At 66.4% G+C, this 24,516-nt stretch carries 16 protein-coding genes; 10 read left to right on the top strand and 6 right to left on the bottom strand.

Features of this window, described 5'->3' with window-relative positions:
* Positions 1–24: 24 nt before the first annotated feature.
* Both hemH and hrcA read right to left on the bottom strand, forming a co-directional pair.
* Positions 25–1,092 (bottom strand): ferrochelatase, encoded by a 1,068-nt coding sequence (hemH, locus tag AB4Y43_RS06305; RefSeq protein WP_069267788.1) that lies wholly within the window; start codon positions 1,090–1,092, stop codon positions 25–27.
* Positions 1,093–1,294: 202 nt separating this feature from the next.
* A complete protein-coding gene (gene hrcA / locus AB4Y43_RS06300) occupies positions 1,295–2,314 on the bottom strand; it encodes a heat-inducible transcriptional repressor HrcA (RefSeq protein WP_028202023.1) in 1,020 nt (339 codons plus the stop codon).
* A 260-nt stretch (positions 2,315–2,574) separates the two neighbouring features.
* Here hrcA and AB4Y43_RS06295 point away from each other — a divergent pair, with 260 nt between their 5' ends.
* The 4 genes from AB4Y43_RS06295 (at position 2,575) to AB4Y43_RS06280 (ending at position 5,959) form a co-directional block, all read left to right on the top strand.
* Positions 2,575–3,486, top strand: a complete 912-nt coding sequence (locus AB4Y43_RS06295) for an NAD kinase (protein WP_368727250.1) — start codon at positions 2,575–2,577, stop codon at positions 3,484–3,486.
* Between the two features lie 95 nt (positions 3,487–3,581).
* Positions 3,582–5,261, top strand: coding sequence for a DNA repair protein RecN (gene recN, locus AB4Y43_RS06290; RefSeq protein WP_368727249.1), 1,680 nt, complete (start codon positions 3,582–3,584; stop codon positions 5,259–5,261).
* A 99-nt stretch (positions 5,262–5,360) separates the two neighbouring features.
* Positions 5,361–5,642: a type II toxin-antitoxin system Phd/YefM family antitoxin gene (locus AB4Y43_RS06285; protein ID WP_069267792.1), complete on the top strand. Its 282-nt coding sequence runs from the start codon at positions 5,361–5,363 to the stop codon at positions 5,640–5,642.
* A complete protein-coding gene (locus tag AB4Y43_RS06280; RefSeq protein ID WP_368727248.1) occupies positions 5,639–5,959 on the top strand; it encodes a type II toxin-antitoxin system RelE/ParE family toxin in 321 nt (106 codons plus the stop codon). Before AB4Y43_RS06285 ends, AB4Y43_RS06280 begins: the two co-directional genes overlap by 4 nt.
* Here AB4Y43_RS06280 and glnE read toward each other — a convergent pair.
* Positions 5,956–9,000: a bifunctional [glutamate--ammonia ligase]-adenylyl-L-tyrosine phosphorylase/[glutamate--ammonia-ligase] adenylyltransferase gene (gene glnE / locus AB4Y43_RS06275; protein ID WP_368727290.1), complete on the bottom strand. Its 3,045-nt coding sequence runs from the start codon at positions 8,998–9,000 to the stop codon at positions 5,956–5,958. The genes AB4Y43_RS06280 and glnE overlap by 4 nt on opposite strands.
* Positions 9,001–9,184: 184 nt before the next feature.
* On the opposite strand from glnE, the gene AB4Y43_RS06270 reads away from it, so the two are divergent.
* The 4 genes from AB4Y43_RS06270 to aroG all read left to right on the top strand — a co-directional run bounded on the left by AB4Y43_RS06270 (position 9,185) and on the right by aroG (position 17,693).
* The gene (locus AB4Y43_RS06270; RefSeq protein ID WP_368727247.1) at positions 9,185–13,663 is read left to right on the top strand and encodes a YhdP family protein; all 4,479 of its coding nucleotides are present in this window, start codon (positions 9,185–9,187) and stop codon (positions 13,661–13,663) included.
* An 87-nt stretch (positions 13,664–13,750) separates the two neighbouring features.
* Positions 13,751–14,578 carry a carbon-nitrogen hydrolase family protein gene (locus AB4Y43_RS06265; RefSeq protein WP_368727246.1) on the top strand — a complete coding sequence of 276 codons (828 nt, stop codon included), beginning with the start codon at positions 13,751–13,753 and terminating at the stop codon, positions 14,576–14,578.
* A gap of 149 nt (positions 14,579–14,727) precedes the next feature.
* The gene (gene tldD / locus AB4Y43_RS06260) at positions 14,728–16,194 is read left to right on the top strand and encodes a metalloprotease TldD (protein ID WP_368616781.1); all 1,467 of its coding nucleotides are present in this window, start codon (positions 14,728–14,730) and stop codon (positions 16,192–16,194) included.
* A gap of 425 nt (positions 16,195–16,619) precedes the next feature.
* Positions 16,620–17,693: a 3-deoxy-7-phosphoheptulonate synthase AroG gene (gene aroG / locus AB4Y43_RS06255; protein WP_069267830.1), complete on the top strand. Its 1,074-nt coding sequence runs from the start codon at positions 16,620–16,622 to the stop codon at positions 17,691–17,693.
* A 56-nt stretch (positions 17,694–17,749) separates the two neighbouring features.
* Here the strand turns inward: aroG and AB4Y43_RS06250 are convergent, their stop codons facing one another.
* Entirely contained in the window at positions 17,750–18,685 is a 936-nt protein-coding gene (locus tag AB4Y43_RS06250) for a glycosyltransferase family 2 protein (protein ID WP_368727245.1), read from the bottom strand.
* A gap of 406 nt (positions 18,686–19,091) precedes the next feature.
* On the opposite strand from AB4Y43_RS06250, the gene AB4Y43_RS06245 reads away from it, so the two are divergent.
* Complete coding sequence (locus tag AB4Y43_RS06245; protein WP_368727244.1) at positions 19,092–20,288, top strand: glycosyltransferase; 1,197 nt, start codon at positions 19,092–19,094, stop codon at positions 20,286–20,288.
* 29 nt (positions 20,289–20,317) lie between these two features.
* Here AB4Y43_RS06245 and AB4Y43_RS06240 read toward each other — a convergent pair whose 3' ends face one another.
* Positions 20,318–21,565, bottom strand: coding sequence for an oligosaccharide flippase family protein (locus AB4Y43_RS06240; protein ID WP_368727243.1), 1,248 nt, complete (start codon positions 21,563–21,565; stop codon positions 20,318–20,320).
* 385 nt (positions 21,566–21,950) lie between these two features.
* Between AB4Y43_RS06240 and AB4Y43_RS06235 the strand changes: the two genes are divergently transcribed.
* A complete protein-coding gene (locus tag AB4Y43_RS06235) occupies positions 21,951–23,255 on the top strand; it encodes a glycosyltransferase (protein WP_368727242.1) in 1,305 nt (434 codons plus the stop codon).
* A gap of 63 nt (positions 23,256–23,318) precedes the next feature.
* Here AB4Y43_RS06235 and AB4Y43_RS06230 read toward each other — a convergent pair whose 3' ends face one another.
* Positions 23,319–24,482 (bottom strand): acyltransferase family protein, encoded by a 1,164-nt coding sequence (locus tag AB4Y43_RS06230; protein WP_368727241.1) that lies wholly within the window; start codon positions 24,480–24,482, stop codon positions 23,319–23,321.
* Between the last annotated feature and the right edge of the window lie 34 nt (positions 24,483–24,516).

Raw genomic sequence — 24,516 nt, 5'->3', positions numbered from 1 at the left:
GCAGTTCACGCTCAGTTCACTGGGTCAGGCCACTGCGCCAGCCGGCGCCGCGGCTTGCACGGGCCAGCCCTGCAGGTGCTGCGCAACAATCTCGCCCAGCGCCGCGATCCACGCCGGCGAGGCATTCAGGCATGCTATGCGGTGAAACTCCTTGCCGCCGCCGTGCAGGAACTCGTCGCGCACTTCCATGCCGATTTCCTCGATGGTTTCCAGGCAATCCGCCGTGAAACCAGGGCAGAACACGTCCGCACGGTGCACGCCGCCCGCGCCCAGTTCCCGCAGCGTGGGCGCCGTGTATGGCTGGAGCCATTGCGCCCGCCCAAAACGCGACTGGAAGGTCACCCGGCATTCGACCGGCGTTAGCTCCAGCGCGTGCATAAGGAGCGCGGCCGTTTGCTGGCACTGGTCGTGGTACGGGTCGCCCAGATCGAGCGTACGGCTCGGCACCCCGTGAAAACTCAGCACGAGGCGGTCGCCCGCCGCGAAATTGGGTTTGCCGTGCGCGTGCCAGTACTGGTGCACCTGGGCCGCGAGCGCCGCGATATACGCCGGATGGTCGTGATAGCCGCGCACCGTGCGAATTTCCGGCTGGTTGCGCATGCGGCGCAGCGCGGCGAAGGCCGCGTCGAACGCCGTGGCCGTGGTCGACGCCGAGTACTGCGGATACATCGGCATGAGCAGGATGCGTTCCGCGCCCGCGAGCTTGAGCTGGTTCAGCATCGCCGGGATGTCGGGCGTGCCGTAGCGCATCGCGTAATCGACGAGGACCGTGTAGTCGTTGATTTGCAGCAGATGGCGCAGGCCGTCGGTCTGCTTCTGCGTATGCACGCGCAGCGGGGAACCCTCGGGCGTCCAGACCGCCGCGTACTTCTTCGCCGACGACCGGCCGCGAAACGGCAGGATCAGCGTGCGCAGGATGACCTGCCAGATCGGCGCCGGAATCTCGACCACGCGCGGATCGGACAGAAACTGCGCGAGATAGCGGCGCACGGCGCGCGGCGTGGGCGCGTCCGGCGTGCCCAGGTTGATGAGCAGCACGGCGACGCGATGCGCCGCGGCGGACTGCGAAGGCCGCTCCAGGTCGAAACGCATAGGCGATCAGTGGCGCCGCGCGAATGCGCAGCAACGGTTGCATGAAACAAGCATTATAGCGGGCGGTCCTGGCGGGCCAAACCGGACCCGCGACGCGGCGACTCACCGCACGTTGGCGATTCGGCCGATGGCGCGCGCCACGCCTTTCGAGGGATGATCGTCGGAAAGAGGGTGGTCCGATGCCCGGTGCCCGATGCGGCGCTCAGTTCTGGCTGAGCGTGAGCGAGAGCAGGCGCGCCGTGATGTCGACGATCGGAATCACGCGGTTGTACGCCATGCGCGTCGGTCCGATCACGCCGAGCGTGCCGACGATCTTGCCGTTCACCTCGTAGGGAGCCGTCACCACGCTCATTTCCTCGATCGGCACGAGTTGCGACTCGCCTCCGATGAAAATCTGCACACCCTGCGCGTGGCTCGAGACGTCGAGCAGCTGCAGCAGGCTGGTTTTCTGGTCGAATACGTCGAAGAGCTTGCGCAGGCGCGCCATGTCCGAGGAAAGGTCGGCCACTTCGAGCAGGTTGCGCTCGCCGGAAATGAGCAAGGTGTCGCCGCTTTCGGGCTCTTCGGTGCTCGCGGTCACGGCCGCGTGCATGAGCGTGGTCATGTCGCCGCGCAGCGCGTCGATTTCCTCGCGCAGGCGGCGGCGCACCTCGTCGAACGACAGGCCCGCGAAGTGCGCGTTGATGTAATTCGAGGCTTCGATGAGCTCGGAAGGCGTGAAGTCGCGCTGCGTCGCCATGATGCGGTTCTGCACGTCGCCTTCGGGCGTCACGATGATGAGCAGGATGCGCTTGTCGGACAGGCGCATGAACTCGATCTGCTTGAACACGTGGCTGCGCCGGGGCGTCAGCACCACGCCCGCGAACTGCGAGAGGTTCGAGAGCACGCTGGCCGCCGCCGCCACCACTTTCTGCGGCTCGCCGGGGCGCAGCGTGGTCTTTACCGCCCGCGTGAGCGCGTCGTCGTCCGAACTGGGCTCGACGGTGAGCATGGTGTCGACGAACAGGCGATAGCCGCGCGGCGTGGGCACACGCCCGGCCGAGGTATGCGGGCTGGACACGAGACCCAGCTCCTCGAGGTCCGACATGACGTTGCGGATCGTCGCCGGGCTCAGTTCCAGGCCGGAATAGCGCGACAGCGTGCGCGAGCCGACCGGCTGACCTTCGGCGATGTAGCGCTCGATCAGCGTCTTGAGGAGGGTTTGTGCGCGGGGATCTAGCATGACTCAAAATTTTAGCCTAATGGCGGGTTGGCCGCGAGTGCGCCGCCAGGTCGGGCCAGACTGGCAGGCCCGCAGCGCGGGGCGGCCCGGTTTCGGCCGTTACCGCCGGGCATGTTGCATGGCACATCGTCTGGCACATCGCGCGTTGTCATCGCCGTGTCACCGGCTTCGGGCGGGAGGGCGCGGCGCGCAAGGCCTGGCGGGCCGCGCCCGGCTTGCGCCAGGTTCTTTTCGTGACCTGACTATGGTGTAATGCCGGCATGCAGATCCAGAAGATCCAGAGCCAGTTCAAGACGGTTGCGCTCGTTGGGCGCAGCAATACGCCAGGCATTGCCGAGCCGCTGACGGCGCTCGCCCAGACCATTTCGAAGCGCGGCTTCGAGGTCGTGTTCGAAGCGCAAACCGCAGAGGAAATCGGCGCGCAAGGCTATCCCGCGCTGCAGCCGTCCGAAATCGGCGCGCGCGCGGACGTGGCCGTCGTGCTCGGCGGCGACGGCACGATGCTCGGCATGGGCCGCCAGCTCGCACCCTACCGCACGCCGCTCATCGGCATCAACCACGGGCGGCTCGGCTTCATTACCGACATCGCGTTCTCCGAGATGCAGGAGGTCGTGCCGCAACTGCTCGCGGGCTCGTTCGAGCGCGAGGAGCGCTCGCTGCTGGAGTCGCGCATCACCCGCGACGGCGACCCGATCTACCACGCGCTCGCCTTCAACGACGTGGTCGTGAACCGTAGCGGCTTTTCGGGCATGGCCGAACTGCGCGTGAACGTCGATGGCCGCTTCATGTACAACCAGCGCTCCGACGGCTTGATCGTCGCGACGCCCACGGGCTCGACCGCCTACGCGCTCTCGTCGCAGGGGCCGATCCTGCATCCGCAGCTGCAAGGCATCGTGCTCGTACCGATCGCGCCGCATGCGCTCTCGAACCGCCCGATCGTGCTGCCCGACGACTGCAAGGTGAGCATCCAGATCGTGGCGGGCCGCGACGTCAACGTGAACTTCGACATGCAGTCGTTCACGGCGCTGGAACTGAACGACGTGATCGAGGTGCGCCGCTCGCGCCACACGGTGCCCTTCCTGCACCCGGTCGGCTATAGCTACTACCGCACGCTGCGCAAGAAGCTGCATTGGAACGAGCACCCCTTGCTGCAGGGCGATCCGGAGGACTAAACCCGCGTCCTGGCGTGAAGCGCGCGGGTGCGTTGCCATGCAGCCAGCAGTCCCACGGTAATCAAAGCCAACCCAAAAAAGCAGAACCAGACGCCATGCTTCGCCATCTCTCGATTCGCGACTTCGTGATCGTCGCCGCGCTCGACCTCGAATTCGATAGCGGTTTCACCGTGTTTTCCGGCGAAACCGGCGCGGGCAAGTCGATCCTGATCGATGCCCTCGCCCTCACGCTCGGCACGCGCGCCGACGCGAGCGTCGTGCGCACCGGCGAGGCCCGCGCCGACATCACCGCCGAGTTCGACGTGCCCGCGCATGCCGCGCTTTGGCTCGACGAGCAGGCGCTCACGAACGGCGACGGCGAGCACACGGTCATGATGCGCCGCGTGGTGGACAGCGGCGGGCGCTCGCGTGCCTTCATCAACGGGACGCCCGCCACGCTCGCGCAACTGCGCGAGCTGGGCGAAATGCTCGTGGACATCCACGGCCAGCATGCTCACCAACTGCTCATGCGCCCCGATGCGCAGCGCGAACTGTTCGACACGCACGCGGGCCTCACGGATCTCGCCGCCACCGTCACGCGCGCGTGGCGCGAGGCACGCGACGCGCGTCTCGCCCTGCAGAGCGCCATGTCGCGCGACCGCGAGCTGCAACTCGAGCGCGAGCGCCTCGCGTGGCAGCTCGCCGAGCTCGACAAGCTCGCGCCGCAGCCGGGCGAATGGGAAGACGTGAACGCGGAGCACGTGCGGCTTTCGAACTCGGCCAACCTGATCGAAGGCGTACAAGGCGCGCTCGCGGCGTTATCGGAATCCGATGAGGCGATGCTCTCGCAGCTGAACTCGATCGTCTCGAAGCTGCGCTCCCTCGCCGAAGTCGACGCCGAACTCAACGACGCCCTCGCCGCGCTCGAACCGGCCGCGATCCAGATCCAGGAAGCGGCGTACTCGCTCTCGCACTACGCGCAACGCCTCGATCTCGATCCGCAACATCTCGCGCAGGTCGAACGGCGCCTCGACGCGCTGCATTCGACGGCGCGCAAGTTCCGCCTGCCGGCCGAAACGCTACCTGAGGAACACGCGTCGCGCCGCCAGCAGCTCGCGGCACTCGATGCCGCATCCGATCTCGACGGCCTGCGCGCCGCCGAGCAGAAGGCGCAGGAAGCCTATCTCGTGCAGGCACGCCAGCTCTCGAAGGCGCGCGCCAAGGCGGCGAAGGCGCTCGGCTCGGCGGTCACGCAAGGTATGCAGGAACTGTCGATGGCCGGCGGTAGCTTCGAAGTCGCGCTCGTGGCGCTCGGCAGCAGCTCGACCGGCGAGCCGATCGGCGGCGCGCACGGTCTGGAGCAGATCGAATTCCGCGTGGCGGGCCATGCCGGCGTGCCGCTGCGCCCGCTCGCGAAAATCGCCTCCGGCGGCGAACTCGCACGCATCAGCCTCGCGCTTGCCGTGATCGCGAGCGCGGCGAGCCCCACGCCCACGCTGATCTTCGACGAAGTGGATACGGGCATTGGCGGTGCAGTCGCCGAAGTGGTGGGACGTTTGCTGCACCAGCTCGGTCGCGCGCGCCAGGTGCTGTGCGTGACGCACTTGCCGCAGGTCGCGGCGCGCGGCGATCACCACTTCCAGGTGGCGAAGTCCGGCGACGGCAACGGCGGCACGGTCTCGGCCGTCACGCCGCTCGACAGGGGCGGCCGGGTGGAGGAAGTCGCGCGCATGCTGGGCGGCCTGGAGATTACCGCGACGACCAGGCGGCATGCGAAGGAGATGCTGGCCGCTTGAGCTTCCCTGCCTCGTTGATACAACCCTAAATATTGCCTCCAATCAGTCCGAATTTAGGTCTATATTTAGACCTAATGACATGCCAGCCCGAGAACGGAGATGAAGCCCAGCCAGGTGAAGCCCATTAGCTACCTGAAGAGCCACGCCGCTGAGATCGTCCGCGAGATTACGGAAAGTGGCGAGCCGATGCTGATCACCCAGAACGGTGAAGCCCGGGTCGTCGTACAGGACGCACAATCCTACGAGGATATGCAACAAACGTTAGCACTTCTGAAGATTCTGACGCTGGGGCGCAAGGACATCGAAGCCGGTCGCTACATTCCGGCGAGCGATGTTTTCACTGAACTGGAGCAGATGGACAAGGACGACGGTATTGCATGAAGGCCGTCTTCCTCCAGTCGGCGCGGACCGACATGCAAGACATTCGACGTCACGTGATCGCCAAATTCGGCCCGAAGGCCTGGCATGAAACATCGGCGAAGATTCGCGACGATATTGAACAACTCGAGGCATTTCCCCGAAATGGGCACGTTCCTCCTGAGCTCGCGGAACTGGGCTCTACGAACTATTGGCAGATAGTAAGCGGCATGAACCGCATCATCTACGAGATTGACGATCCGATGATCTATATCCATTTGATCGTCGACACCCGCAGAGACCTGAAGGACGTTCTGGCCAGGCTTTTGCTGCGGCCCTAAGCCTCCCCGCGCTTCCCGAACACACGCTTCCACAACGCCAGCACGGCCTCGCGCTCGCGCTCCACACGCGCCGGATCGACACGCGCCTTCTCCATACCGTCGAGCCGCAACTGATGCTGCAGCTTGCGATACAGCCGGTACGCGGAGCCTATCGTCTCGGCCTCCTCCTCGCTCATGAGCCCGAAGCGCGACACCTCGCGCAGCAACGCGATGTTGCCCGTGTTGCGGATCAGCTCGGGGTCCTGCGCCGCATGCAGCAGCACCCAGTACTGCACGAGAAACTCGATGTCCACCATGCCGCCGCGGTCATGCTTCAGGTCGAAGAGTTCGGTGCGGTTCGGGTGGCCATCTTCCACGCGCTGGCGCATCTCCACGATTTCCTTCGCGAGCGGCGCGGCGTCGCGCGGCGTGGTCAGCACCTGCACGCGGATCGCCTCGAAGGCGCTGCCGATCGCCACGTCCCCGGCCGAGAAGCGCGCACGCGTGAGTGCCTGGTGCTCCCAGACCCACGCCGTGTTCGCGGCGTCGCCCTCGCGCAGCTGGTAGCGGCGGAACGCATCGAGGTCGGTCACGAGCAGCCCGGACTCGCCGTTCGGCCGCAGGCGCAGATCGACGTCGAACAACGTGCCCGCGCCGGTGGCCGTGGTGAGCCACGTGATGAGGCGGCGCGCGAAGGTCGCGTAGATCTCCGAGGCGCGCTCGTCCTCGTCTTCGTACAGAAAGATGATGTCGAGGTCCGACGCGTAGCCCAGCTCCTTGCCGCCCAGCTTGCCGTAGGCGATCGCCGCGAAGCGCGGCACCTCGCGATGGCGTTTGGCGAACTGCTTCCAGACGGTCTCGATGGTCACGCCGAGCACGGCGTCGGCAAGCTCCGAGAGCCGGTCGCTCACGTGCTCCACCGATAGCCGCCCCGCCAGGTCGTTGAGCAGGATGCGGAACACCTCGGCCTGGTGCGCGTGACGCAGCAGGTCCATCTGCTGTTCGACGTCGGCGGCAGCGGCGAGCCGTGCGCGCAACAGACGCGAGAATTCAGGCCAGTCGAAGGGCGATGCAACTGCCTCGTCGTCGAGCAGTTCGTCGAGCAGTTGCGGATGGCGGATCAGATAGCCCGCCGCCCAGCGAGAGCCGCCCAGCACCTTGAGCACGCGGCTGAGCGCATCCGGATATTCGCAGAGCAGCGCGAGATACGCGCCGCGCCGGATCACGGCTTCGAGCAGGTCGAACATGCGCGCGAGCGTGTCGCCGCGGCGCTCGCGCGGCTCGAGCGTGCGTGCAGCTTCGAGCGCGCGCTGCGCGACGCTGTCGAAGCGCTCGCGGCTCTTCTCGGGCAGCCCCGCGTAACGCGCCGACTGCCAGAGTCCGCGCAGGCGCGCGAGCAGCGGCGCCGGGTCGTCGATACCCAGTTCCGTGAGACGTTCGAGCAACGAGTCTTCGGCGCCCTCTTCCATGAGCGCACCGCTCCAGACCCATGCCGCCGCGCCGTCTTCCGAGGCGCCGCAGCCGCCCTCGCCGCCCATCTTGTCGGAGAAAATCTGCACGAACTGGCGCTCGACGTTGTCGCGGTGGCCGTCGAGCGTCGTCATCAGCGCGGCATAGTCGGCAAAGCCCATCGACTTCGCGAGCGCCGCGCGCTCCTCGGCGTCGACAGGCATGGCGTGCGTTTGCGCGTCGTCGCGGTATTGCAGGCGATGCTCGAGGTCGCGCAGAAAGTTGTAGGCGCGCGCGAGCTCGCCGCACACCTCCGGCGCGATCAGTCCACGCGCGGCGGCGTAGCCGAGCACCGCGAGCGTCGGGCGCACGCGGAAACCCGCATCCTGGCCGCCGCGAATGAGCTGGAACACCTGGGCGCTGAACTCGATCTCACGAATCCCGCCGCGCCCGAGCTTGATGTCGTCGGCCTTGTCGGGGCGCATCATGGCGCGCCGCTGCGCTTCCTGGCGAATCTGCAAGTGCAGCGAGCGGATTGCGCTGATCACGCCGAAATCCAGGTAGCGCCGGTAGACAAATGGCTTCACGAGCGAATCGAGCTGACGGGCAAGACGCAGCGCGCTGTCGCTCTCGTCCCCGGAAACGAGCCGCCCCTTGATCCACGCATAGCGCTCCCACTCGCGGCCCTGCACGTAGAAGTACTCTTCGAGCATGCCGAGGCTGCACACGAGCGGCCCGGAGTCGCCGTTCGGGCGCAGACGCATGTCCACGCGAAACACGAAGCCATCGGCCGTCACGTCGGAGAGCGCGGCGATCAGGCGTTTGCCCACGCGCGTGAAGAAGTCCTGCGTGGCGATGGGCGAGCGCTGGCCTCCCGTGGTTTCGCCGTCGTCCTCGTAGACGAAGATCAGGTCGATGTCGGACGAAACGTTCAGCTCGCGTCCGCCCAGCTTGCCCATCCCCACCACGCCGAGCGTGAGGCGCTCGCCGCCCGGGCCGCGCGGCTCGCCGAAGAGCGTCTCGAGGTCGGCGCTCACGCAGGCGAGCGCGCGCTGGATCGTGACTTCGGCGAGATCGGTCATGCTGCCGGTCACTTCGGCGACGTCGGCCACGCCGCCGAGATCGCGCTCCATCACCGCGCAGATCACTTCCACGCGCAACTGGCGCAGGACCTTCTTCAACTGCTCGTCGTTGAGCGCTGCGCCAGGTGCGGCGTTTGCTTCGGCGAGCAGTTCCCCGCTCAACGCGTCGAGCCGCGCGACGATGCGTTCGCGCGAGAGCGGTGCCACGGCCAGCGCCTCGACCTGCGCCGCGAGGCCAGGGCGCGCGGCGTAAGCCCGTGCTGCATAGCGGGAATAGCTGGAACTCAGAAGAGGGATGTCAGTCATGAAGTGCTGCTTGCCGGGAAGGCTCGCTGTTCGCTGTTGTGTCGCTGTTCGCTGTTGTGTCGCTGTTCGCTGTTGTGTCGCTGTTCGCTGTTGTGTCGCTGTTCGCTGTTGTGTCGCTGTTCGCTGTTGTGTCGCTGCGCGCGCCTGGGTTGATGACGGTGTCGATGCGACGATGCCGATCTCGACGGTTCGACCGAGAGGGTTCGCCCCGCGCCACGCGCGCACCGCCCACCGGCTCTCGCGGTCCGTCTCGCCGATGCGTCCGGCATAGCCGCCACTGCAGTGCAAAAAATCATGCGTGTCACGCGCCGAGCGGCCATCCCGGCTTCCCCGGATGGGCCTTCTGACGGCCCTCTGTGATACATTTCGTCGTTAGAACGCAACGCTACCATACCCCACCCGCCGCAGCATGTCCGAGCGAAACGATCACGCCGGCCTACCCCAATCTGGACATGCCAGCCAGGCTACCGAGCCAGGGGGTCCGCACCATCATCATCCGGTCCTGCGCCACACACTGCGCGTGCTGGCGATCATCGCGCTCGTCCTGTATTTCCTTGTCTCTGTCCTGCTGCTCGGTCTGCGCTACGTCGTGCTGCCATACGTGGACAACTTGCGTCCGCGCATCGAGCAGCTCGTCTCCTCGAAGATTCACGCCGAATTGCGCATCGGCAAGCTCGCGCCGCACTGGTCGGGCTTCCAGCCCGGCATCGACGTCACTGATCTGACGATTCGCGACCGCCACGGCAACATCGCGCTCGACGTGCCGCACGCCACGGCCTCGGTGTCGTGGCGCTCGGTCGTGCTGTTCGAACCGCTGCTCTCGAGCATCGTGGTCGAGCAGCCCGACGTGCACATCGCGCGCGAGGACGACGGCACGCTCACCGTGGCGGGCGTGCCGGTGCCCACCGCACACACGGGCAACGCCACCTTCACGACGTGGCTCATGCGCCAGCAGGCCGTCGTGCTGCGCGGCGGCACGCTGCGCTGGCACGACGCCACGCGCGACGTGCCCGACCTCGCGTTCTCGCACATCCGCCTCGCGATCCTCAACGACGGGTACGATCATCGCGTCGCGCTCCAGGCGCCGGCCGAGGGCACCGTGCTGCACGGCCCGCTCGACTTCCGCGCGCACTTCACGCACGCGCGCTACGCACAGGCCGGCAAGCCGATCAGCTGGACGGGCGACACCTATCTCTCGACCGGCCCCGTCGATCTGCCCACGCTCGCGCGCTACATCAACTTCCCGATCGCTACCTACGCGGGGCGCATCGACAACTCGATCTGGGCGCACTTCTCGAACGGACGCATCCTCGAGGCGAGCGGCGCGCTGGAAGGCGCAAACGTTTCGTTGCGCACGCGGCCCACGCAGCCGCTGCTCGACATGCCGGTCGCGAGCTTCCACTGGAGCCTGGGCATCCAGCCCGACGACTACGCGCTCAAGCTGCGCGACTTGCACGCGGAACTGGGCCAGCCGCCGCTCGACGACGGCACGCCGCTCACGCGCTCGCTCGCGCTCACGACGCTCGATGCGCGCTTTCGCCAGCAAACGCTCCAGCACGGCCAGCTCATGAGCGTGCGCGGCGACCGCATCGATCTCGGCATCCTCGCCGAGTTCATGCGCGCGCTGCCGCTACCCGGTCGCGTGCAGGGCGCGCTCGTGCGCTTCGACCCGCGCGGGCTGGTGGCGAACTACGACCTATCCCTCGAGCGCGCGAAGCCCGAGTCGGGTGAAGCGGCTGCCGAGCAGCGCTCCACCAGCGTCGAGCCGGTCACCCACTATCGCTTCAAGGGCGACCTGCAGGGCATCAGCATGAATGCGCAGGAGCCGGGGCCGGGCCTCACGCCGCGCGGCCACCCGCGCGCGGGCCTGCCGGGGGTCGAGAATCTCTGGGGGCACATCGATGCCGACGAATCGCACGGCACCATCGACCTCGACACGAACAGCGTCGCCATCACGCTGCCTGGCGTGTTCGACAATCCCCGCCTCACGTTCGACCGGCTCTCGGGCGCGGCCAGATGGACCGTGGCCGCTGAGCGCGAGCCCGGCAACCGGCTCAAGGCATTCACCGTCGATGTCGCGAACCTGGGCATCGAGAACGCCGACGCGCGCGCGAAGATGACCGCGCACTACACGAACCCCGGCAAGGGACGCGGCTCGCTCGACCTCGTCGCGCATTTCGATGAGGCCAGGGTCAAGGCCATCCCGCGTTACCTGCCCACCGCCATCAGCGAGAAGACGCGCATCTATCTCGGCCACGGCCTGCAGGCAGGCCTGTCGAAGGGTGCGACGATCGAGATCCACGGCGACCTCACCAAATTCCCCTACTCGCGCGACCCCGACGCGGGCCAGTTCCGCATCGTCGCGCCGTTCACGGGCGGCCGCTTCGACCCGTCGCCGTTCCCGCCGCGCACGATGCGCAACGGCGCACCGAACGTCTGGCCGGCGTTCGACGGCATCGACGGCGTGTTCAAGCTGCATGAGAACAAGCTGCGCTTCGACGTCGATCGCGGCCACTACCGCAACTTCGTGCTGCGCAACGTGAGCGGGCGCATCGAGGAACTGGGCATCAAGGGCTCCGATATCGTGATCGAGGGCAGCGGGCGCGGGCCGCTCGCGGACCTGCTCGACTACGCGGACAACAGCTCGATCGGCTACATGTCGAAGCACGCCACCGCCAAGGTGCGTGCGCAAGGGCAGTCCACGCTCGCACTCAAGCTCACGATCCCGCGCCATCCGATGCCGAAGGTGCTGCTCGCGGGCGCCATCGGCTTCGAGAACAACACGCTCACCGCGAAGAACGTGCCGCCGGTCTCGAAACTCACCGGGCAGGTGCGCTTCACGAACCACAGCGCCAATGTCGACCGGCTCACGGCGCGCTTTCTCGGCGGCGATCTGCGCGCGAGCGGCGGTATGCGCGACGACGGGCACTATAAGGTGGACGTGGCCGGCGACGTCGCGGTCGATGCGGCGCGCGGGCTGAACCTGCATGGCATGGCGGCGGCGGCGCTCGGGCGCCTGTCGGGCGCTGCGCCCTACTCGCTTTCGGTAGCCGGCCAGCGCGGGCGCCTGCCCGACGTGAAGGCGAACGCCGATCTCACCGGTCTCGCGCTCGACCTGCCCGCGCCGTTCGGCAAGGCCGCCGGCACACCGATGCCGCTGAACTTCGAATTGCAGCCGGGCACGGGCACGCCCGCCGAATCCGCCGTCGGCGCCGATGCCAGGGCTGACGACGCCGCCTTCGAACACGCAGAACTCACACTCGGGCCGCTTGCCGCGCGCTACGTGATGCGCCGCCATCCGGGTCACGTACCGGAAGTCGTGCGCGGCGCGATCGGCATGAACCGCCCGGCCGATCTACCCTCGGAAGGCGTGGCCGCCGCCGTCGACCTGCCCACCTTCGACGCCGACGCCTGGCGCGCCGTGGTGCAGCAGTTGCGCGGGACCGCGGCGGCCCAGGCCCAGGGCGCGACGCCTGCGAGCGCGGCGGCAAGCGGCGCGCGGGCGGCGGTTCCCCCGCCGCGAACCGCCGCAGAAAGAGCGGCCGAGCGGATGGCTCAAAATCAAGACGCGGCCCCGGGCGCAACTTCCGAATCTGCCGTGCCCAGCGCCGCGGCTGCCGCGCCGCAAAGCCCGGCATCGGCCACCACGGCCACCACGGCGGCCGCGCCAACCGCCGCCTCGTCACCGCTCGCCCCCAACGGCGCGGTCGGCCAGTTCCTGCCTTCGCGCTTCGCGGTCCACGTCGGCACGCTCACGCTGCTCAAGCGCCACTGGGAGAACGTCGTGCTCGGCGCATCGCGCACCGGCGAGCGCGGCAACGAATGGCAGGCCAACGTCGCCTCCAACCAGGTCTCGGGCCACGTCTCGTGGAAGCCGGGCGCCGTGCCGGGCGCACCGGGCACGCTCGAAGCGCGGCTCGCGCGCCTCACCGTGCCCGCTGCCACCGAAAACGACCTGCTCGGCCAGGCGATGTCGCAGCCCGCGCAGAACATGCCGTCGATCGACCTCGTCGTGAACCAGCTCATCGTGCGCGATCGCGACCTCGGCCGTCTCCAGGTCAACGCGCACAACTTCGACGACAACGGCGTGCCGGTCTGGCAGCTCGACCAGCTCGACATCAGCAACCCGGACGCGCACCTCACCGCCACGGAAAACTGGCGCGCGGTGGGCGACACGGCAGCCAGCGAGGATTCGGCCGCAGCCGGCATGCAAACGGCGCGCCGCACGGCGCTCGATTTCCATCTCGACATCAAGGACGCCGGCGCCCTGCTCCAACGCGCCGGCCGGCCACATGTGCTCAAGAACGGCTCGGGCACGCTCGCGGGCAACCTGGAATGGCAAGGCGGCCCCACGCGCATCGACTTCCCGTCGCTCAACGGCAACCTCACCCTTGACCTGCGACACGGCCAGATCCTCAAGGTCGATCCGGGCGTGGCAAGGCTGCTCGGCGTGCTGAGCCTGCAAAGCCTCGCGCGCTTCCTCACGACGGACTTCCGCGACGTCATCGGCGAGGGCCTGCCCTTCACGAGCGCGACGGCCACCGCGCAGATCCAGAACGGCATTGGCAGCACCCACGATTTCAAGCTCGTCACCGCCCCCGGGCGCGCGACGATGGCGGGCAGCGTCGACCTCGCGCACGAAACCCAGGACCTGCACGTGCACGTGGTGCCGACGGTCAGCGCGGGCGCGGGCGTGGTCGCGGCGGCCATCATCAATCCGCTCTTCGGCCTCGGCGCGCTGATCGGCGACGTCGTGCTCTCGCAAACGCTCGAGCACGCCTTCGCGATGGACTTCGCGATTACGGGCCCGTGGGCCAAACCGCACATCGAGCGGCTGCATGGCGATCAGGGTAAGATGGACGCGCAGGCGCCGGCCGCAGTGCACTGAATTGCGCACTGAGTTGCCGCCAGGTGCGCCGCGTCGTGGGCACGCGGTATGCGCGCCATGCATCCCGAACCCAATCAAGATCTGCCGATGAGCGCTCCCCCCCTCGACCCGTTTCGCGTCGCCGCGCTGCAGATGGTCAGCACGCCCGAGCGCGATCGCAATCTCGCCGAAGCGGACCAGTTGATCGCCGAAGCCGCCGCCGCGGGCGCGCGCCTCGTGTTGCTGCCCGAATATTTCTGCTTCATGGGTCACAAGGACAGCGACAAACTGGCGATTCGCGAGCCCCACGGCGACGGCCCCATTCAGCGTTTTCTCGCCGATGCCGCAAGGCGCCATGACGTGTGGGTGATCGGCGGCACGTTGCCGCTGAATGCGCCCGAGGAAACCCGTGTGCTCAATACCACGCTCGTGTTCGACCCGAGCGGCGAGGAGCGCGCGCGTTACGACAAGATCCACCTCTTCAATTTCGAAAAAGGCGCCGAATCGTTCGATGAAGCGCGCACGATCCGGCCCGGCGCCGAGGTGCGCACGTTCGAGGCGCCGTTTGGCCGTGTCGGCCTGTCGGTCTGCTACGATCTGCGCTTTCCCGAGCTGTACCGGCGCATGGGAGACTGCGCACTGATGGTCGTGCCTTCAGCGTTCACTTACACCACCGGCCGCGCCCACTGGCAGCTCCTGCTGCGCGCCCGCGCGATCGAGAACCAGTGCTACGTGCTCGCCGCGGCGCAAGGCGGCACGCACGAGAACGGCCGCCGCACATGGGGCCACAGCATGCTGGTCGACCCGTGGGGCGAGATCGTCGACGTGCGCGACGAAGGCCCGGGCGTGGTGGCCGGCGACATCGACCTCGAGCGCATCGCCAGCGTGCGCGCGAGCCTTCCGGCGTGGCGTCACCGCGTGCTCGACTGCGCATGACGCGCGTAACGCATGCAACGCACGCGACGACTGGCCCCGCGAATGAACCCCATCGAATTCCACGCGAGTTCTCCGTTTAAGGCGCTTGATTTCGCAGCACCGCGCCCGAATCTCCATTGACAGACTTTATCGTTGATCCCACAGAGCGCATGAACATCATCGAACCCGGCATCCGCAATCTGGCGACCGCGAAGGACCTGCTCCTCACGCCCTACGGCCTCGACGAGGCAGTGCTCACGCGCACGCTCGGCGAGATCTTCACGCATCGCATCGACTACGCCGATCTCTACTTCCAGACCACGCGCAGCGAGGCCTGGAGCCTCGAGGAAGGCATCGTCAAGTCGGGCAGCTTCAGCATCGACCAGGGCGTCGGGGTGCGCGCCGTATCCGGCGAGCGCACCGCTTTCGCCTACTCCGACGACCTCTCGCCCGAAGCGATCCGCCAGGCCGCCATCGCCACGCGCTCGATCGCCAAGGCGGGCGGCGGCAAGCAGAAGATCCAGGTGGCGAAGTCGCTCACGGGCATTGCGGGCCGCGATCTGTACCTGCCCTCCGACCCGTTGAGCTCGCTCGACGCGACCGAAAAAGTGAAGCTGCTCGAGCGCATCGAAGAGATGGCGCGCGGGCGCGATCCGCGCATCACGCAAGTCATGGCCGCGCTCGCGGGCGAGTACGACGTGGTGCTCGTGGCCCGCAGCGACGGTGCGCTCGCCGCCGACATCCGCCCGCTCGTGCGTGTCTCGGTCACGGTGATCGCCGAGCAGAACGGCCGCCGCGAGATCGGCAACGGCGGCGGCGGCGGCCGCTACGACTATGGCTATTTCACCGACGACCTCCTGTCGAAGTACGTGGACGACGCCGTGCATGCTGCGCTCGTGAACCTCGAAGCGCGCCCGGCACCCGCCGGCGCGATGACCGTCGTGCTCGGCCCGGGCTGGCCCGGCGTGCTGCTGCACGAGGCGATCGGCCACGGCCTCGAAGGCGACTTCAACCGCAAGGGCTCGTCGGCGTTCGCCGGGCGCATTGGCGAGCGGGTAGCCGCGAAGGGCGTGACCGTGGTCGACGACGGCACGCTGCCCAACCGCCGCGGCTCGCTCAATATCGACGACGAAGGCAACCCCACGCAGTGCACGACGCTGATCGAGGACGGCATTCTCAAGGGCTACATTCAGGACTCGCTGAACGCGCGCCTCATGAAGATGCCCGTGACGGGCAACGCTCGCCGCGAGTCGTACGCCGCGCTGCCCATGCCGCGCATGACCAACACGTACATGCTCAACGGCGACAAGGACCCGCAGGAAATCATCGGCTCGGTGAAGAACGGTCTGTATGCCGTGAATTTCGGCGGCGGTCAGGTGGACATCACGAACGGCAAGTTCGTGTTCTCGGCCTCCGAAGCCTACATGATCGAAAACGGCAAGATCACCTACCCCGTGAAGGGCGCGACGCTCATTGGCAGCGGCCCGGAATCGCTCAAGTACGTGAGCATGATCGGCAACGACATGCGCCTCGATTCGGGCGTGGGCGTGTGCGGCAAGGAGGGTCAGAGCGTGCCGGTGGGCGTGGGTCAGCCGACGCTGCGCATCGACCGCATGACGGTCGGCGGCACGGTTTAAGCGCTTGGCCTGCGCGCATTCCATGCACGGTGATGCGGGAATTCCGCATCGCCGTGCGGTTTTTCTGCACATGAATCATTTTTTGCGCAGATAGTCCGCTTTTTCACCTCACCCTGCTTGCCAGCCCCGAGAAGGCCGGGTTATAAAGGCAATCACCCTTTCGACGTAACGAACGTTCAGACAAGACCGCCATGTTCGCCACGAAGTTTTATTTTTACTTCTTTTGGTATCTCAGACCGCTGGCGGATCGAGAGGGTTGATAGTACGCGCAGGACCCCGAACACACGAGAAACCGCCAGCCAAGCCTGGCGGTTTTTTTTCGCCCCGCAGTTTCGACAACAGTTGCGAGCCGCACCTTCATCTAACCGAATTTGAAGCACCGTCCGAACGACGCACGCTACGCACAGGATCAGGAGAAAACGACCATGCCCCCGCACAACACCGACGATGTCCGCATTCGCGAACTCAAGGAACTCACGCCGCCCGCTCACCTGATCCGCGAATTCCCCTGCTCGGAAGCGGCCTCCACGCTGATCTTCGAATCGCGCCGCGCCATGCACCGCATCCTGCACGGCATGGACGACCGCCTGATCGTCATCATCGGGCCGTGCTCGATTCACGACACGAAGGCCGCGGTCGACTACGCGAAGAAGCTCGTCGAAGAGCGCAAGCGCTTCAAGAACGAGCTCGAAATCGTGATGCGCGTGTACTTCGAGAAGCCGCGCACGACGGTGGGCTGGAAGGGCCTCATCAACGACCCGTTCCTCGACAACAGCTTCAAGATCAACGACGGTCTGCGCACCGCGCGCGAATTGCTCGTCTCGATCAACGAGCTGGGCCTGCCCGCCGGCACCGAATACCTCGACATGATCAGCCCGCAGTACATCGCCGACCTCATCTCGTGGGGCGCGATCGGTGCGCGCACAACGGAATCGCAGGTGCACCGCGAGCTGGCTTCTGGTCTGTCGTGCCCGGTCGGCTTCAAGAACGGCACGGACGGCAACGTGAAGATCGCCGTGGACGCGATCAAGGCCGCCTCGCAGCCGCACCATTTCCTCTCGGTGACGAAGGGCGGCCACTCGGCTATCGTCTCGACCGCGGGCAATGAGGACTGCCATGTGATTCTGCGCGGCGGCAAGACGCCGAACTACGACGCGGATAGCGTAAACGCCGCGTGCAGCGATATCGGCAAGGCGGGTCTCGCCGCGCGACTCATGATCGACGCGAGCCACGCAAACAGCTCGAAGAAGCACGAGAACCAGATTCCGGTGTGCGCCGACATCGGCCGCCAGGTGGCGGGGGGTGACGAGCGCATCGTCGGCGTGATGGTGGAGTCGCACCTCGTGGCGGGCCGCCAGGACCTGAAGGAAGGCTGCGAGCTGACCTATGGCCAGAGCATCACTGATGCGTGCATCGGCTGGGACGAAAGCGTGGGCGTGCTCGAAGGGCTCGCGCAAGCGGTGAAACAGCGTCGCATTGCGCGCGGTTCGGGCAACTGAGCGCCGCACGCATCGGAGCGCGCGGTGCGGTCATTTAATGCCGCGCTGCGCGTGAATCAAAGCCGCTCTGCGCGCTCGGGCCGCACCGCGCCGATGCACAGATCGGCAATCCCGATCACGTTGCCGATGAGCCTGCCGCGCCGGTCGAGATGCGCCTCCGGGCGCACCGACTTCACGCAGTTCATGCTGAGCGCACGCAGGATGTTGCTGGTCGCTTCCTTGCGCGACATCACGCCCTTGTTGCACAGGTACATCGCGTTGACCACCTGCGAATAGCCGAAACGGCGACCCGAAACGCGCCCGCCTCGCAGCCCGAGGTGCACGCCGAGCAGATAGTCGCAGTACACGAGCCCGCCACGGCGCGCGAGGCGCCGCGAGAAGTCCTTGTCTTCCAGCCAGCCGTACAGCACGAGACGCTCGTCGAAGCGCAGATCGGCGATGGCCTGCGCGCGGCACGCCATGTTGCAGCCATACAGTTCCACGCAGGGCCGCAGCGGCGGACGCCGCATCACTTCGGCTTGCGCGCCATCCACGAGCGCGCTGGCTTCTTCCCATGCGATCGGTTGCGTGTTCGCGCCGTCGCGCAGCGTGCGGCCCGAGACGCCCACGAGATTCGCGTCGCTCTCGAACAGCTCCACGCACAACTCGATCCAGTGACACTCGGGCGCGAAGTCGTCGTCGAGGAAAATCACGATGTCGATGTCCGGCGCAAGCGCGTCGAGCGCGCGATTGCGCTGCACGCTCGAACCCGCCGTACCGATGATTTCGTCCACGCGCAGACCGTTGGCATCGTAAGGTCCGATGTCGTCTGCGCTGCTGCCCGAAAGGATAATCTGATCCGGCCGCAGGGTTTGCCGCGCGAGCAGGCGCACGACCCATGCGGTGGCGGTTGGACGGCCCTTGGTCGCGATCACCACCGCGACGCGCATGCGCGCCTTCGCGCCGTTCGCGGCCACGGAAGACGCGAGATCATCGGTAGCGAGCGTTGTCATCGGTTTCTCCGCATTCCGGTGGTCGTTTCGACTCGAACCGAGGTTAGCACGAGGCCCTCGCGCCGCCAGTCGGGCCGGATTCAAGTTGTCCGAAACGCTCTATTCAACGACTGATTCCAACTGTTTGTGAACAAGCACGCATGCGGGGCGCAGTGCGCCGTGTCTGCATGGCCGCGTACGGGCGAACGTTTTACCGCTTCTTTTTTCCGTTAATAAAAACCGCATTTATTGCACTATTTCTGCGCATTTATCGATTACGCATCACCCATAGCGCAGCACCCCCCCGGTAAATTCGTCCAATAGCAATTTTCGGATTCCTCTTTTGATAAGACTCGCCTACAACTGCTAAAAGAGATCCGCGCAAATATGACCGACTAACCCGCTCCACCGGAAAGATCCTCTCAACATGACTGCGTCGACACGTCAGAGCCAGCCAGTGGAACACGAGATCATCTCTTCCGGGACAACCGTTTGCGAAACCGAATCCGGCGCGCGGCTCAAACGCCCCGTGGTCTTCTACGTGCAGCCGTTGATCGCGCGCTATCGCATCGAAGTCATCGAGTCGCTCAACCGTCTTTTCTCCGTCAAGGTGTTCGCGTGCTCCGAGGGCGTGGAGGCCAACGGCTTTTCGCGTGAGAAGCCCGAGTGCGACGAATTCGTCGAAACGCATATCGCGAGTTTCGCGGGCCTGCCCTCGCGGCGGATTCGCGTGCAAAGCCGCGTGCTGAGCCGCATCGTTTTCGAACGTCCCGATGCAGTCCTGATCTTTGCAGACGTTCGCTATCTGTCGCTGTGGTTCGCGCTCCTCGCCGGACGCGTCATGCGCGTGCCTGTGCTCATTCACGGCCAGGGGCTCTACCGGCACGAGAGCGCAGGGCTCGTGCGCACGGTCTGCTACCGCCTCGCGGTCGCGCTCGCCGTGCGCTACGTCTGCTATACCGAGGCTTCACGGCGCTCGCTCGTCGCCATCGGCTGCCCGCTCGCCAAGCTCGTTGTCGCGAACAATGCCCTCACGGTCTCGTGCGGCGTGGAGCCTGCCACCAAGACGGGCGCCGAGAGCGGCGTCCTCTTCATCGGCAGGCTGCGCGAAGGGTCGGAGATCGAACCGCTCATCGACGTGGTCGGGCAGCTTCATGCCGATGGCAACGACATCACGCTCCACGTGATCGGCGACGGCGAACACGGCGAGCGCCTGAAACGCAAGTACCGCGATCGCAGCTACGTGGTCTGGTATGGCGCGGTGTTCGACGACGACGCCATCGCGACCATCAGCCGGCGCTGCCGCGTGGGCTGCTATCCCGGCTCGGCGGGCTTGAGCGTCGTGCACATGTTCGCGTTGAGCCTGCCGCCCATCGTGCACGACCGGCTGCCGCTGCACATGGGCCCGGAGCCGGGTTATGTCGAGGACGGCCGCAGCGGCTTTTTCTTCGCGCGCGACGGCGGCAAAGGAGCGCTTGCCGCCACGCTGCGGCGCATCTGGTCCATGCCGCCCGACGAAATGCGCGCAGCCGCGACCGCCGCGCACGCGGTGTACTGCCAGCTCAACTCGCCTACGCTCGGACATCAGCTCGCCGAGATCGTCGAAGCGGCGCTGCGCGCCTGAATCCCGCTTGAGTCCCTCTGCGCTCAGGCTTATATCTGCCGCGAGACGCGATACAGCATCCATGCCGCACACGAGGTCAGCCCGACGGTCATCGACCATGCAACGCCCGTCACACCCCACAGGTGCAACGAAGGCGGCACGGACAGGACAAGCGCCACGACCTGGAGCAGCGACGCCACCGTGACGGCGCGCGCGTCGCCAACCGCGCGCAGATACGAAGCGAGCACCGAGTTCAGCGCGCTGATCGCCATGTTGATGACGAAGATGCGAAAGAGCGGCACGGCCGACAGCCACGCGGCGCCGAGCACGAGCGAAAAGAGCGGCTCGGCGGCGAAGCGCAGTACGATCACCACGCACGCCAGCCCCGCCACGGCGACCATGAGATAGAGACGAAAAAGCCGCGCGGCCGATTGCGGACCGCCGCGATGATGCGCGGCGAACGTGGGGAAAAGATACTGCGACAGAGCGAGCGCGGCGTCGGCGAGCAGCATTTGCGCGAGCTTCGAGGACATCTGCCAGGCGCCCAGCTGCGTCGGCCCGAGCAGCTTGCCCACCACCACCTTGTCGAACTGGTTGGTGATGAGAATGATCACGCTGCTCGCCCAGATCCAGCGGCTGAAGCCCACGTAATGGCCGATGCCCGACCAGCGCAGCCGGATCGGCGGACGCGGCGAGAGCGCGATCCACGTGACGACACTCTTGAAGGCCTCGCCGATCATCATGCCGAGCAAGAGCGAGTACGGACCCGCCCCCGCGAGTGCGAGCCCGATGCCGAAAGCGCAGTCGAGACACGAGGAGGAAATTTCGATCGCCGCAATATGCTGGAAGTGGCGCTCGCGCTGCGTGATGAAATACGCGGGCGAGGCGAGTCCGCGCAGGAGCGGGAGCAGCGCGGCGAGTTGCACGAGGCCGATCGCGCCGCCCAGGTGGAACTGCGCGTCCATGAGCGGCGCGCTCGCGACGAGCAGCAAACCGATCAGCAGGCCCCGCGTGGCAAGCGTGGTCCAGACGGCGCCGGCCTCCGCGCGCGTGGGCGGCGACTGGCCCTGTATGACGGCCTGCGCGAGGCCGGTATCGGAGAGCGCTTCGGCAATCGCGACCGCGAGCAACGCGACGCTCGCGAGACCGATTGCGGACGGCCCAAGAATGCGCCCGATCACGAGGAACTTGACGGCCACGAGGCCGCGCACGACGACCTGCTGCAGCAACACCCAGGTTGCTGCGCCGGGTCCGAAGCCGGCCTTGATCGGTATGGCTGGCAGCCGCATTACGCGCAAAATACCTCTCCTGTTGTCGATCTCTGAGTCGGAGCTTTCGCCCCTTTTCCCAGTTCCTTTAAACATGTTTGGGAACGCGTTTTTGCCACCCGTTCTGGACCTTACCGTGCGGCGGCGTAGACGACGCGCCATCTACCAGGTGGAATCAGACGGGGCGCCCATCCGTGGGGCGGCCAACCGTGGGACGGCCAACCGTGGGGAGGCCAACCGCGGGGCGGCCTCTCATGGAAAGCCAATGCGCGCGACAGCAATTCACGAATTTTCAGGCAATCGGCATATCCCCAGGTTTTTTCGGCCACTCTGCCCCGCAATCTGGCGCATGGCGCTTGCGCACCGCTGCTATTTTGTTCGTAATAATGCTCATCGGGCCGCCCGCATGGAAAACGTGTCGATCGCCAGATATCGCAATGCCGCCCCTAACAGCCCGGACTCCGCCGCACTGTGCGACGTCGAGGCCGACACACTCGTGACGTCCGCGCCTGCGGATACCCGTGCGTCGGTTGGCGGCGAATGGATCGCCGTCATCGAGCCGAACTTCACGGGCCACCGCTGGCGCTACGTCGAGTGGATCGCGCAGGCGTGCGTGGAAGCCGGGCACCGCTGCCTCGTCGTGACTGATAACGAGTACGCGGACCATCCGCTCGCGCAGCGCATCGTGCGCGAAGCGCGGCCCGATCTGCGCCTCGTGCTGCTCGACCTGCATACGGTTCCGCCTGGCCCGCATTTCGCCGCGAGCGTGTACATGCGCTTTCGCAACTTCTATGCGCGCGCGTTGCGTGAGGTGAGCAAAACGATGCACGTGCGGCTCGTCATCGCGCCCTACGCCGACTACTTCTTCTACACGCTCGCGGGGTTCGACTCGCCATTCGGCGAGACGCCGTGGATCGCGATCGTCATGGGCATGACGTTTCATCAGGCGCGCATCGGCCTGCGCACGCCGCGCCGACGCTTCGTCGACCTGGCCAAGTCGGCGCTGTTTCGCCGTGCCATGCGCTCGCGCGGGCTGCGCGAACTCTTCACGATCGACCCGACGCTGCCCGACTGGTTCGCGACCACGAAGCCGCAGCGCGCGGCGCCGCTCAGCTACCTGGCCGATCCGTTTCCCGAAATCGAAGCGATGGACCCCGTGTTCGCGCGCGAGCAGCTGAAGCTCGGCGCGCATACGCGCTATCTGCTCGTGTACGGCGCGATCGGCGAACGCAAGGGCATTCGCGAACTGATGCTCGCGCTCGAGCACAAGCCCGACGCGCCGTGCCTCGTGATCGCGGGCCAGCAGGACGACGAAACGCGCGCGTTCATCGACGCTCACGCACCGCGGCTCGCGAGCGCGCCGGTGATCTTCAACCAGTTCATCTCCGACGAGATGGAGCGCGAACTCTTTTCCGCCTGCGACGCCGTGTGGCTCGGCTACAAGCAGCACTACGGCATGAGCGGCGTGCTGGTGCAGGCGTACCGCTTCCGCAAGCCCGTGGTGGCGAGCGCTGACGGCCTGATCGGCTGGTATTGCCGCGACGGCGCGCTCGGCCCATTGCTCGACGACCTCGAGCCGGCCACGATCGCACGCGCGCTCGATGTACTCGCCGAGCGTTGGCGCGCAGGTGCGAACGCCGTGCAGCCCACCGGCGAACACCTCCTTTCGTGCAATACGCTCGAGCAGTTCAAGCGCACGCTTCAGGCCGCGATGGCGTGAACGCTCGCAGGAACGCCGTTAAATATTGAGCAACCCGAATCAGTCCGATCCAGTCACGAAGGGTCACGCAATGCCTTCGACCTTGTTGTCGGCCGCGCTCGTGTCGGGCCGCTCGGCGGGGATGGCTCCGCGCATGTCGGGGAACATCGCGTCGCGCAGACGCAGGAACGGGAACTCGACGGCTCGCGTGGTGAGATAGCCCAGCACCGAGGCGATGAAGAACTGCGCGACGATCACGACTGGCCAGGCGGCGAGCGGCGGCACACCGAGCGCGCTTGCCTTGTGGATCAGATAGTCGCCGGGCGCGAGCGCGAGCGAGTGCCAGAGGTAGATGCCATAGGAGTACACGCCGAGCCACGCGAGCCCGCGATACACCCACGTCGTGCGCAATCCGCCCGAATGTTCGAGCACGAGCATGATGAGCGCGCAAAAGCCCACGGCCTGTATCGTGTAGCCCACGCTCTCGTCCAGCGCGACGTCGGGCGTCGCGAAGATGAGCCAGGCGAGCAGCAGCCCCACCACGCCGAACAGCCAGCGCTTCTTCGCGACGAGCAGGCGCCAGAGATCGGGCTTCATCCAGTAGACGGTCGCGAGAATGACGCCGACGAGCAGGCTGTCCATGCGGTACTGCGTGTAGTTGAACGCCCCAACGAGGTCGCCATGGGATACCGCAATGCAACGCGCGCTGAGGACGACTACGCAGAGGCTGGCCATCACGGCGATCAGCGCATTCGCGCGCAGCCGGAAGTGCGCGAGCAGGATCAGGAGCGCGGGCAGGAACAAATAGAAGTGCTCTTCGACAGCGAGGCTCCACGTTTGCGCGATGGACGTGCCGAAGTAATTCTGCATGTGGGTGAGGTTCTGCCAGAGGAACGTATCGGACCGATGGCGGCCGGCAAGCAGGTGAAAGAAAATCAGCGCGTAATACGCGGGCCAGATCTTGAAGATCCGTCGCACGATGAAGCGGCGCGCGCCTATGCGGCCCGTTTGCGAATATTGGCGCAACAACAGCCCGCCCACCAGGAAGCCGCTTAGTGTGAAGAATAGATTGACGCCTTCGTGGCCGAAGCTCTTCAGCGGATACTCGAGCACTTTCACCCAGGGATGGCCCGTGTGCACCGTATGGAAGTGATAGCCCATCACGACGAAGATCGCGATGCCACGCACGAAGTCGAGCTCGACGGAACGCCCTTTCGTCGACAGTCGCACTCCGTGTAGCAGCTTCATGACCCTTCCCTCGCTACGTCCATGCTGGATTCTT

It is taken from the genome of Paraburkholderia sp. BR10872, from assembly GCF_040965835.1.
GTDB lineage: Bacteria > Pseudomonadota > Gammaproteobacteria > Burkholderiales > Burkholderiaceae > Paraburkholderia > Paraburkholderia nodosa_A.
Note: the sequence above shows the minus strand (reverse complement) of the source record. Positions and strands in the feature narration are given on the sequence as shown.

Bases quoted from the DNA above. Each gene is read 5' to 3' on its own strand.
- hrcA (WP_028202023.1), bottom strand. From the start codon at position 2,314: ATGCTAGATCCCCGCGCACAAACCCTCCTCAAGACGCTGATCGAGCGC.
- AB4Y43_RS06270 (WP_368727247.1), top strand. From the start codon at position 9,185: ATGTCCGAGCGAAACGATCACGCCGGCCTACCCCAATCTGGACATGCC.
- AB4Y43_RS06230 (WP_368727241.1), bottom strand. From the start codon at position 24,482: ATGAAGCTGCTACACGGAGTGCGACTGTCGACGAAAGGGCGTTCCGTC.
- AB4Y43_RS06265 (WP_368727246.1), top strand. From the start codon at position 13,751: ATGAGCGCTCCCCCCCTCGACCCGTTTCGCGTCGCCGCGCTGCAGATG.
- AB4Y43_RS06245 (WP_368727244.1), top strand. From the start codon at position 19,092: ATGACTGCGTCGACACGTCAGAGCCAGCCAGTGGAACACGAGATCATC.
- AB4Y43_RS06250 (WP_368727245.1), bottom strand. From the start codon at position 18,685: ATGACAACGCTCGCTACCGATGATCTCGCGTCTTCCGTGGCCGCGAAC.
- aroG (WP_069267830.1), top strand. From the start codon at position 16,620: ATGCCCCCGCACAACACCGACGATGTCCGCATTCGCGAACTCAAGGAA.
- AB4Y43_RS06285 (WP_069267792.1), top strand. From the start codon at position 5,361: ATGAAGCCCAGCCAGGTGAAGCCCATTAGCTACCTGAAGAGCCACGCC.
- recN (WP_368727249.1), top strand. From the start codon at position 3,582: ATGCTTCGCCATCTCTCGATTCGCGACTTCGTGATCGTCGCCGCGCTC.
- AB4Y43_RS06280 (WP_368727248.1), top strand. From the start codon at position 5,639: ATGAAGGCCGTCTTCCTCCAGTCGGCGCGGACCGACATGCAAGACATT.
- AB4Y43_RS06295 (WP_368727250.1), top strand. From the start codon at position 2,575: ATGCAGATCCAGAAGATCCAGAGCCAGTTCAAGACGGTTGCGCTCGTT.
- tldD (WP_368616781.1), top strand. From the start codon at position 14,728: ATGAACATCATCGAACCCGGCATCCGCAATCTGGCGACCGCGAAGGAC.
- hemH (WP_069267788.1), bottom strand. From the start codon at position 1,092: ATGCGTTTCGACCTGGAGCGGCCTTCGCAGTCCGCCGCGGCGCATCGC.